The 11,103-nt window shown below is 55.4% G+C and carries 3 protein-coding genes, 1 tRNA gene and 2 rRNA genes; 2 read left to right on the forward strand and 4 right to left on the reverse strand.

Annotation, left to right across the window (positions count from 1 at the left end):
- Positions 1–330 precede the first annotated feature (330 nt).
- Positions 331–1,470: an exonuclease SbcCD subunit D gene (locus tag G6L01_RS13950; protein ID WP_070166950.1), complete on the forward strand. Its 1,140-nt coding sequence runs from the start codon at positions 331–333 to the stop codon at positions 1,468–1,470.
- Complete coding sequence (locus G6L01_RS13955) at positions 1,467–4,541, forward strand: AAA family ATPase (protein WP_081344194.1); 3,075 nt, start codon at positions 1,467–1,469, stop codon at positions 4,539–4,541. Before G6L01_RS13950 ends, G6L01_RS13955 begins: the two co-directional genes overlap by 4 nt.
- Before the next feature lie 148 nt (positions 4,542–4,689).
- Here G6L01_RS13955 and G6L01_RS13960 read toward each other — a convergent pair whose 3' ends face one another.
- From G6L01_RS13960 to G6L01_RS13975, 4 genes are all read right to left on the reverse strand, one after another.
- The gene (locus G6L01_RS13960; protein WP_139190339.1) at positions 4,690–6,537 is read right to left on the reverse strand and encodes a methyl-accepting chemotaxis protein; all 1,848 of its coding nucleotides are present in this window, start codon (positions 6,535–6,537) and stop codon (positions 4,690–4,692) included.
- A gap of 590 nt (positions 6,538–7,127) precedes the next feature.
- Positions 7,128–7,204, reverse strand: a tRNA-Met gene (locus G6L01_RS13965).
- A gap of 131 nt (positions 7,205–7,335) precedes the next feature.
- Positions 7,336–7,450: ribosomal RNA gene (gene rrf, locus G6L01_RS13970) — 5S ribosomal RNA — on the reverse strand.
- Between the two features lie 337 nt (positions 7,451–7,787).
- A 23S ribosomal RNA gene (locus G6L01_RS13975) occupies positions 7,788–10,586 on the reverse strand.
- Positions 10,587–11,103: the final 517 nt, after the last annotated feature.

Here is an 11,103-nt window from a genome sequence, read left to right on the forward strand (position 1 = left end):
TCACGCGGACCACTGTTCGTGCCGAACAACGCCCTTGCGTCGTCCATTCAAGAAGATTGTTTATAAGGACAAGCCAGGCTGCCGGAAAGCCATCCTGCCCAGCAGGATAGCAAAAAAACCAAACCGCTGCACCAAAGTGATCGCAGGTGAATAGCAAAAAGGCAATCCTTATCCGGCTTACCACCATACCAAGGCCTGAAGAGCTGAACACATCCTCGCCTTGCACGCAAAGAGCGCGGGAAAAGCCGTCCTGGCCGGTGTTTCATCTGGAGCCTGCGACGTTATGCCGATAGATAATCCTGACGGACATCGCTTACCGGATCGGACGCCATGAAAATCCTCCACACCGCCGACCTGCATCTGGGCCGCCAGCTGAACGGATTATCGCTGGACGAGGATCAAGCCGTCATTCTCGACCAGATCGTCGATGCCCTCACCACGACCCGTGCCGATATCCTGATCATTGCCGGCGACATTTTCGACCGGGCAGCACCTCCGGCAACAGCGGTGCGCCAGTTCAACGCCTTTCTGTCGCGGGTAGCAATGGAAACCACCGCCGCCGTGGCGATCATTGCCGGCAATCATGATTCCGGCGACCGGATCGGCGCCATGGCAATCATGACCGACAGGCAGCGCGCGCTCATTCAGGGCCCGGTTGCAAGAGAAATGGCCCCCCTTGTCCTGCATGACGCCCACGGACCGGTGGCCTTTTCCGCCCTACCCTTCGCCTATGAATTTGCCGCCCGCGAATGTTTTGCCGACCCGGCCATCGCCACACCGCAGGACGTGTTGGCCGCCCAGATGGCCGACGCGCGCCGCAGCCTGCCGGAGGGTGCGCGCTGGGTGGTGATCGCCCATGCCTTCGTCGCTGGAGGAACAAGCGGCGACACAGAACGTCCACTGGCCCGCGTCGGCGGTATTGAGACCGTGTCACCGGAAATTTTCGAAGGCGCTCATTATGTGGCGCTCGGTCATCTGCACAAGCCACAAAGTGTCTCGGCCCCTCACATTCGCTATTCCGGCTCCCCGCTGGCATTCAGCTTCGGCGAGGCCAGCGAACAGAAATCCATGACCCTGATCGATCTCGACGCCGATGGTAAGGCACGAATCGAAACCATTGATTTCAGACCTCCACGGGCCGTGCGCCTGTTGCGCGGGCTATTGGCTGAACTGCTTCTGGCCCAGCCGTCGCAGGACTTCATCAAGGCGGTGCTCACCGATCCTACCCCACTGATCGATCCGATGAAGCGGTTGCGGGCGGTCTTCCCCAATGCCTGCCAGCTAACCTATGCCCGTGACGAGAGGGCACCGGAGCTGAAATTTGCCGTCAGCATGGCTGCACCGGCTGATCCGCTGGAGGTGATCGCCGATTTCATCGCCCAGGTGCGCGATGAACCGATCTCCGAGCCAGAACGCGCACTGGTCACGGCCATGCTGGACGATCTGGACGCCGAGGAGAATGCCGCATGAGACCTGTCCGCCTGGTAATGCAGGCCTTTGGCCCCTATGCCGGACGCCAATCCATCGATTTTCGCGAAGCGGTCGCCGCAGGCCTGTTCGGTATCTACGGCCAGACGGGATCAGGGAAATCGACGATTTTCAGCGCCATGACCTTTGCCCTGTTCGGTGAAGCGGCGAGAGCCGAGCAGGATACCATCTCGCTACGCTCCGACCATGCTTCGCCTGATCTCGCCACCGAGGTGGAGTTCGTATTCGATCTCGGCGCGCGCCGTTACGTGATCCGCCGTCGCCCTGAACAGATGCGGCCAAAACAACGCGGCGGCGGCGAAACCCGTGATACCCACGAGGCCTGGCTGTTCGACGCCACCGGTCTTGGCGAAAGCGAAATTACCGCCGCCCAGCCCGGCAAGGTGCTGGCCGAGAAAAAGATCGGTCTGGTCCGTGAAAAAATCACCGATCTGCTGGGTTACGGTCCCGAACAGTTCAAGCAGATCGTGCTTCTGCCGCAGGGCCGGTTTGAGGCCTTTCTTTCCGCCAAAACTCAGGAGCGGCAGGATATTCTGAGCGCCCTTTTCGATGTGTCGCTCTATCGCCGGCTGGCGGCAAAACTGAAGAGCGACGCCGAAAGCGCCGAACGGCTGGTGCGCGAGGAGCGCGCCGTCTGCCTTCGCCGCCTCGGTGCCGACGGGTTCGACAGCATGCAGGCATTGGTGGACGGGATTGCCGAGGCGGCATCGTCGCTCAGCGACCATCAGCAGGCAGAGCAGCACAGCCGGATAGAGGCAGACACCGCCCGCGCTGCGCTGCAAGCAGCGAGAGAAACCGATCGCCTGTTCAAGGATGCGGACGCCGCTCGCCAAGCACGGCAGAAAACCATCAATCAGGCCGCAGACATGGCCGCGCTGCAAGCGCAGGTCACAGCCGCCGAACGCGCCCGAACACTGGCCGATGCCGAGAACCGAGTGATCGAGGCACAACGCGATTGCAAGGATGCACAGGCAGCGCTGTCTCTGGCAATGCAGATCCAGGCCTCGACGCAGGCAACCGCGCAACAGGCGCAAGCGGCCTACCAGCAGCAATTACAGAGCAAAAGCGAACTCGAGGCGCTGCGCCGGACAATCGATCAGCTGGAACGCGACCGGAATGTGCTGGAAAAAGCCACCGGCCTCACCGCATCGGTCGAAGCAGCCAAACAGCGTGTGCAGGAGGAACAAGCGGCGTTTCAAACCGCAAAGGCCGGTCTCGATGCGTTGACCAACGAACAGCAGGTCCGGGAACTGGCCTTGAAACAGGCGCGCCTTGCTCATGACCGCAGGCAGTCATTGACCGCAAACCTTACGGCGTTGCAGGCGCAGGTGAAGCAAGCCGAGATCGTGGAACGGGCCGAAAAAGATCTGCAACAGGCGCGCCAACGGTTAAACCATAGCGCAAGCATCCATGCCGAACGGCAGGCTCAAGCTATCAGCGCCGCGGCACTGTTCGATCAGGCCGAACGCCGGCTGGCCTCAGCACAAGCGCTCCATCTGGCAGCAAAACTGGCGCCTGGCCTCGCCTGCCCTGTTTGTGGCGCGACCGACCATCCGGCCCCTGCGATGGGAGACAGCGCCGAGGCCGGGCTGGACAAGGCCTTTCGTGAAGCCAAACAAGCCCTGGAAAAGGCTCGACTGGAAGAGCAGCACAGCGCCAGCGCTCACGCCTCTGCGCAAGCCACGGTCGATGAGCGCCAAGGCAGGCTGGCGGATCTGGAGCGGCCGGAACGTCCTATCCAGGACCTGCGCCAGGACATGGAAGGTATGGAGCACGCCCTTCGCGGACTTGGCCCGGCCATCGATATCGTCGCTGCCGAGACCGCGCTCGAAAACCTTGGAAAAACCATCACCGATGCGCTAGCCCGCCTGGAGCAGCACCGGGACCGGCTGGCCGCACTGACGACAGAGACCAGCAATGGTGAAGCCCGACTTGCCGAAATGCTCTCCGGCATCGCGATGCATCTGCGAGATAAAGCAGCCCTGGAACGCCAGATTCAGCAATCGCAGGCCTTGATGACAAGCCGGGAAACGGCGCTGAAGCGCAGCGAAGAGGCCGCCACGGCGACGCGCGAGGCCGCGTTAAGCGCACAAAAAGACAGCGAGGCCGCCCAAAATATCCTGGACGAACGGCAGGCCCGCCACGAAAAGGAAAATCTTGGCTTCGAGGCCCAACTGCGCGACGCTGGCCTGACGCGGGAGGATCTGCAACGCCTGAAAGCCGCCATCACGACACTTCAGCGTGACAAAACGGCGATAGAAGACCACAAACGCCAATTGCAGCGCGACAATGAAAAGCTCTTGGAATTGGAGACCGCTCTCGCGGGTAAACATCCGCCGGACCTTCTCGCCCATCAAGAGGCGCTTTCGCTGGCTGAAGCCGCTTTCGATACAGCCGTTACACTACGTGCGGCAACGGCAGCCCGGCTCGATCACTTGCAGAAATTGCGCCAAGAGCTTGCCGGCATTGCCCAAAGGCTTGACGAAGCCGAGGCAACATCCGGCCCCCTGCGGGAGTTGGCTGGCCTGTTCGACGCCCAGAACCGGCAAAAGCTGAAACTGGAAACCTTCGCCATCGGCGCAATGTTCGAACAGGTCTTGCAGGCCGCCAACCTGCGGCTGGGGCCGATGACCAATGGTCGCTACAGGCTGGAACGCGACATTGAATCCGGCGGACGAGGCAAGCGCGGTTTGGGCATTCTCGCCTTCGATGTCCATACCGGCAAGGCGAGACCCACAGCAACCCTTTCCGGTGGCGAAACCTTCATCGCCGCCCTGGCGCTTGCCCTGGGCTTGGCCGACGTGGTCGAAAGCGCCAGCGGCAAGGTGCGTTTGGACACGATTTTCCTCGATGAAGGCTTTGGCAGCCTTGATACGGAAAACGGCTCAGGCACACTTGATCTGGTCTTGCAGGCTTTGAATAGTCTGGCCAGCCAGAACCGCACTGTTGGGCTGATATCTCATGTTCCGCTTGTTCAGGAAGCAATCCCGAATGGGTTTTACGTCAGGAAGGATAGCGATGGCAGCCATGTGGAAGCTCGAGGAATGATGTAAAAGCTAATCACGTCTCATTTGCTTTATACGATGAGTCATTGAAAATGACTCATCGTATTCTTTTTGCACATGTCTCAAACACCTGACGCATTTGAGACATTGACAGGCTACTTAACGAGAGGACGCAGGAGCATTTGCGATCTTGGTATTAAGTGGGTTGATGAAAGCGACCATCTTCTGCGTCCGGGCCACCCATGGAAAGATCGAGAGCAAAGCCCTTCGCGCGGGCTTGCTGCGCTGCAACGGATCGGTTTGCCATCGGCTTGCGGACCGGCTGGGCCGATGGCGCTGCCTTGCGAACTGGTGCAACAGACCCCCGCGATTTGCGTGCCTGGGAATCGCCTTGATCTCCGGTCTGGAAGAACGTGAGCGAAGACTGCAATTCCTCTGCCTGAGACGCAAGCTCTTCAGAGGTAGCCGACATTTCCTCCGATGCGCTGGCGTTGTGCTGCGTGACCTTGTCCAATTGCTGAATGGCCTCGTTTATCTGAGACGCTCCCAGATCTTGCTCACGGCAGGAAGCCGAAATTTCCGAGACGAGTTCGGCGGTTTTGCGAATATCGGGAACGAGCCGGTGTAGCATTTCACCAGCTGCGGTCGCTGCCTTGACAGTCTCACCGGACAGACCGCTAATCTCTCCTGCCGCCGCCTGCGAACGTTCGGCAAGTTTGCGCACTTCTGATGCAACAACAGCAAAACCTTTGCCATGCTCGCCTGCGCGCGCCGCTTCAACCGCAGCATTCAACGCCAGAAGATCCGTCTGACGAGCAATTTCCTGAACGATGGAAATCTTTTCGGCAATCGTTCGCATGGCATTGACGGCTTTATCAACCGCCTCGCCGGATAACTCGGCATCTTTCGCAGACTGGCGGGCAATCTTCTCTGTCTGGGAGGCGTTATCGGCGTTTTGTTTGATATTAGCGGCCATTTGCTCCATGGACGCCGAGGCCTCTTCAGCCGCAGAGGCTTGCTCTGTCGCACCCTGCGAAAGCTGCTCGGAGGTGGACGAGAGCGCCTGGCTGCCGCTGGTCACCTGATCAGCCGCAGTGGCGACGCCGGTTGCAAAGCTGGTCAGGTTATCGACCAATGAATTGATCGCGTCTTTCATTTTCTGATGGTCGCCTTCACAAGCGATTTCGACATGTTCTGTCAGATCGCCAATGCTGACGAGATTAAGCACTCTATTGCCCTCACCAATCGGCAACAGAATGGCATCCAGCATGCCATTTATGCCGGAAACCATCTTGGCAAAATCTCCAACAAAGCGAGTAGGGACGCCTCGTTCGCTCAAATTCCCTGCGGTGGACGCGATGGTCAAACGCTGGATTTCGGTAACGATGTCTCGGAAATTGCTCCTCAGCGTTTCTATCGTTTCGTTGATGAACGCCTTCTTTCCTGGAAATTGTTCGAGCGCCGCATCAAAATTGCCTTCGCCGAATTCTTTGATGCAAGCCATTGCCTTTTTCTTCACAACGATATGGCCATTGACCATGTCGTTGACGCCCTTTGCCATCACCGCAAAGTCGCCTTGAAACCGCTCGACAGGCACGAAGACGTCGATATCACCCTTATCGTGCTCAGCGGACATCCGGTTCATCTCGGCGATAAAGCCCTTGAGATTGCCACGCAAAGTTTCCACCGTGTCATTGATGAATGCTTTCTTGCCCGGGAACCGCTCAAGCGTAGCTTCAAAATTCCCTACGCTGAATTCCTGAACGCAGGCAATTGCTTTCTTTTTAACCGATATATGCCCAGCGACCATGTCGTTGATGCCTTTTGCCATGACGGAAAGGTCACCCTTAAAGGCATCGACCGGAAGGACCGCATCAATATCGCCCTTGTCATGGTCCATTGCCATACGAGTGGTGGCATCGCGAAGGTCGGAGACTGGACGCATAGCCGCGTCGAGCAATCTGTTGACCGCGTCCAGCAGCATCTTTGCTTCGCCGGTCGCAATGTCCACCTGCGCGCGACGCGATGTATCGCCATCAGCCATACTGCGCGTCAGATTTTCGATCTCTGTAATTGCTAGCTGTGCTCGGGACGTTTTTTTGAACTGTGTGTATAAGGACATGGTGAGCCATCCAACGCGTTACAATAAGTCTATCAATCTGGATCGAAGGTGAGTGTCATTCGCCAGGCATGACCCGGGCGAATTCGTCAGGCTCCTCAAAAGTCGACAATTCGATTATTGTGAAGAACAATAAAGGATTCGTGAATAGAAGCGGTCGCTTATGAAACGACATCTAATACCTTGGGCTGAATCATGCCTTCAGACGTTGTAAATTGAGCAAATTTGACAGATTTTGGGCGGTAGAGGTGCTCGGATTTCTCAAAAAACTGGCACATTCAAAGTTTGAATTTTCGGCATTAATTTTTGTATTTTATTCTTGTTTCAGCGTAGGTTGGCGGATTCGGCCTCTTTTGGATTGTTTGGGAATTTGAGAAGTTTGTGAGTGTGATTATTAAATTTGCGTGGGGGCTTTGTTAGGTCAAGATACCCTTGGCTTTGTGCAATTGGCCAATATGAAGCCAATAAACGCAAAAAGCCCCGTGATGGGGTTTTGTTGGGATCTCGGGGATTTTTGGTTGCGGGGGCAGGATTTGAACCTGCGGCCTTCAGGTTATGAGCCTGACGAGCTACCGGGCTGCTCCACCCCGCGTTATATATAAGTGTAATTATCAACGTAAGAAGGGTCGCTTTATGCGACCCTTTTTTGTTGTCGGCAGGGCCGAAGATAGTGAGAGAAGAGTGTTTTGATTTTGGATTTTTTAACAACATTGCCATTAGCAGACCTGGCAGCGACCTACTCTCCCGCGTCTTAAGACGAAGTACCATTGGCGCAGGGGCGTTTCACGGCCGTGTTCGGAATGGGAACGGGTGCGGCCGCCCCGCCATGACCACCAGGTCAGCTAAGGGCAATGTTGATGCTTCGCATCAACATTGTTCCCTTTTCTTTGGCAAACCCATCTTCTTCGCTTGCGCTCAGAAGGGTGCCAAAGCGTTAATACGGAACCGTATTGATGCTTTGCATATGTGAGAAGCTGGCGGGCGTTGCCCGTTTTTTTTGTGAACACGTCATTCGTCGACGTTTTGCTTGGCACCTTCGGACGAAGTCCGCAAGCGCAAAGCGCGTCGCCGATCGTTCGGCGCCCTCGCGGAGCATAGGCTCGTATACGAGCCGCTCATGCGTGAGCGCTAAACATATGGCTCATCGACGAAGTCGATGAGCATGGTCAATGAGAACGATTAAGCCAATCGAGCTATTAGTAACGGTAAGCTTCGCAGGTTACCCTGCTTCCACACCCGTCCTATCAACGTGGTCGTCTTCCACGGCTCTGATAGGGAATACTCGTTTTCAGGTTGGTTTCCCGCTTAGATGCCTTCAGCGGTTATCCATTCCATATATAGCTACCCTGCTATGCCGTTGGCACGACAACAGGTCCACCAGAGATATGTCCATCCCGGTCCTCTCGTACTAGGGACAGATCCTGTCAATATTCCTACACCCACGGCAGATAGGGACCGAACTGTCTCACGACGTTCTGAACCCAGCTCACGTACCGCTTTAATTGGCGAACAGCCAAACCCTTGGGACCTGCTCCAGCCCCAGGATGCGATGAGCCGACATCGAGGTGCCAAACAACCCCGTCGATATGGACTCTTGGGGGTCATCAGCCTGTTATCCCCGGCGTACCTTTTATCCGTTGAGCGATGGCCCTTCCACGCGGGACCACCGGATCACTATGACCGACTTTCGTCTCTGCTCGACTTGTCAGTCTCGCAGTCAGGCGGGCTTATGCCATTGCACTCGACGACCGATTTCCGACCGGTCTGAGCCCACCATCGCGCGCCTCCGTTACTCTTTCGGAGGCGACCGCCCCAGTCAAACTACCCACCATACACTGTCCCGGATCCGGATAACGGACCGCGGTTAGACATCCATGACGATAAGGGTGGTATTTCAAGGATGGCTCCACTCGAACTGGCGTCCAAGCTTCAAAGCCTACCACCTATCCTACACATGCCGACACGAATGCCAGTGTAAAGCTATAGTAAAGGTGCACGGGGTCTTTCCGTCTGACCGCAGGAACCCCGCATCTTCACGGGGAATTCAATTTCACTGAGTCTATGTTGGAGACAGCGGGGAAGTCGTTACGCCATTCGTGCAGGTCGGAACTTACCCGACAAGGAATTTCGCTACCTTAGGACCGTTATAGTTACGGCCGCCGTTTACTGGGGCTTCGATTCAAAGCTTGCACCTCTCCTCTTAACCTTCCAGCACCGGGCAGGCGTCAGACCCTATACGTCGTCTTGCGACTTCGCAGAGCCCTGTGTTTTTGATAAACAGTCGCTACCCCCTGGTCTGTGCCACCCCTCTCCACTTGCGTAAAAAGGGGTCACGCTTCTTCCGAAGTTACGCGTGCAATTTGCCGAGTTCCTTCAACATAGTTCTCTCAAGCGCCTTGGTATACTCTACCTGACCACCTGTGTCGGTTTCGGGTACGGTCTATACGGTGGAGCTATTTCCTGGAACCACTCCACTGCACAATCAATCCAATAAGACTGTACAATTTGTGTGATCCGTCACTACCACCAGGCCCACGAATATTAACGTGGTTCCCATCGACTACGCATTTCTGCCTCGCCTTAGGGGCCGGCTAACCCTGCTCAGATTAACTTTAAGCAGGAACCCTTGGTCTTTCGGCGAGGGGGTCTCTCACCCCCTTTATCGTTACTCATGTCAACATTCGCACTTCCGATACCTCCAGGATGTCTCACGACTGTCCCTTCACAGGCTTACGGAACGCTCCGCTACCACGTGCATTACTGCACATCCTCAGCTTCGGTGCATGGCTTTAGCCCCGTTACATTTTCGGCGCAAAGACCCTTATTTAGACCAGTGAGCTGTTACGCTTTCTTTAAATGATGGCTGCTTCTAAGCCAACATCCTGGTTGTTTTGGGATCCTCACATCCTTTCCCACTTAGCCATGACTTGGGGACCTTAGCTGGAGGTCAGGGTTGTTGCCCTCTTCACGACGGACGTTAGCACCCGCCGTGTGTCTGCCGATTAGTACTCTCAGGTATTCGGAGTTTGGTTAGGATCAGTAAGACGGTGAGTCCCCATAGCCCATCCAGTGCTCTACCCCCTGAGGTATTCGATCGACGCACTACCTAAATAGTTTTCGCGGAGAACCAGCTATTTCCGAGTTTGATTGGCCTTTCACCCCTAACCACAAGTCATCCCAATCTATTGCAACAGATGCGGGTTCGGTCCTCCAGTTGGTGTTACCCAACCTTCAACCTGCTCATGGCTAGATCACTCGGTTTCGGGTCTAATGCAACTAACTCAATCGCGCTATTAACACTCGCTTTCGCTGCGCCTACACCTACCGGCTTAAGCTTGCTAGTTACACTAAGTCGTTGACCCATTATACAAAAGGTACGCAGTCAGGCTTTCGCCCTCCTACTGTTTGTAGGCATCCGGTTTCAGGTTCTATTTCACTCCCCTTGTCGGGGTGCTTTTCACCTTTCCCTCACGGTACTTGTTCGCTATCGGTCATGCACGAGTACTTAGGCTTGGAGAGTGGTCTCCCCATGTTCGAACAGGATTTCACGTGTCCCGCCCTACTCTAGGACAATGAGTGTTCTACGCGTACGGGGCTGTCACCCACTATGGCCAAGCTTTCCAACTTGTTCCGCTTTATTCCTCATTGCCACTGGCCTGGTCCGCGTTCGCTCGCCACTACTTGCGGAGTCTCGGTTGATGTCCTTTCCTTCGGGTACTTAGATGTTTCAGTTCCCCGAGTTCGCTTCTTACCCCTATGTATTCAGGATAAGATACCTTATTAACAATGCTTAGAAACCCAAGCCGTCATCACTGACAGTTTGGATTTTCTAAGCATTTAAGGTGGGTTTCCCCATTCGGAAATCCATGGATCAAAGCTTATTCGCAGCTCCCCACGGCTTATCGCAGCGTATCACGTCCTTCATCGCCTGTGCATGCCAAGGCATCCACCAAATGCCCTTACGACACTTAATCGTTCTCATTGCCAATGCTCATCATCTCGCTGTCGCCTCCAAAGGAAACGAGCAACAGGCCGGGTTACCTTTTACAACCCAACCAAACCAATGATGCCATCGACGTGTTCGATAGATCTGCTTTATTGGAGCTACGCCGAGCAGCTCACTTGCAGTCTATCTTAAGACCAGCTTCTCGAGATCAAATCCGGTACCGCGCGGTCAGGCAACGGTAATCCGATCATTCATCAGACATCGTCAAAGACGATGAACAACGAACGACCCAGAGTGACAAGCTTCCTTCCTACCTCCAATCCTTCACCAAATTCCGGTCGGCTAGACCATTATAAGGATCACTAGGAAAGGTTTCGGACATCGCAAGGTTTCCCTCACAACACCTGGAAGCCTCCAGATCAATCTTCTCTTCACAATGTACCAGAACAGACAACACTCATTCGAGCGCTGTAAACTTTATTTTTTCTTCAAAAGATATCGTGATCACAAACACTCAAGTCACTCACCAAACAGGTCCAAAGGAC

Origin of the sequence: Agrobacterium vitis (assembly GCF_013337045.2) — a bacterium.
Lineage (GTDB): Bacteria > Pseudomonadota > Alphaproteobacteria > Rhizobiales > Rhizobiaceae > Allorhizobium > Allorhizobium vitis_B.